Below are 674 nucleotides of genomic sequence, written 5' to 3'. Positions count from 1 at the left end.
AAACCGGAATCGATGATCAGGCGTTGTTCGTTGCCGCGGCGCTTGAGCAAGATCGGCATTTCCAGGGTGATTGCCGTTGATCCATCCTCATCGGCATCGCTGGCGGATGATTGAGTGCCTCCATCTGCATCGACCAGCATGCGGACCATCGCCGATCCATTGACGCCGAACCGGATCGTGGTGGTCGTCAATGTGATCGATCGAAAGAGCAGCTTGAACAGATCCCGCTCTGCTGCAGCCGGTTGCTCCTCTTCCAGCTTCCCCAGCATAGCATCTGCTGCGGCCAAGCCGGAGTGAGTTTGGCTGGATGATGCATGATCCCCAATCCAGATAGCAAGCTGGGATCGATTGCTGAGAAGATGGACGGCAAAGTTATGGACAGCGCCTTCCAGTTCGCGCGCCGGGATGCGCCAGCCATCCGATCCAGCTGCTTTGCCATCGATGATCCTGCGCGACACATAATAGCGATAGCGCTTGCCCTTGTTGTTGGCATGCGTTGGGCTCATGCGATCCCCGCTATCGTCGAACAGCAAACCGGTGAGGAGGTGAGCGTCCCTCTTCGCTATTGCTTTCCCGCGTGGCGTCGATGCCTGAGACGCCAACAGCGCCTGAACCTCGGCGAACGTATCGGCATCGATGATCGGCAGGTGCTCACCTTCATAGACATTTTGCCG

General features: G+C 57.6%; 1 pseudogene. It reads right to left on the bottom strand.

The window, feature by feature from the left end:
* Window positions 1-674: pseudogene (locus tag ACX3P0_RS25310) on the bottom strand (hypothetical protein); the annotation flags it as partial.

This window comes from Mesorhizobium sp. A556, from assembly GCF_054489545.1.
This window is presented reverse-complemented; position numbering and strand designations above follow the sequence as displayed.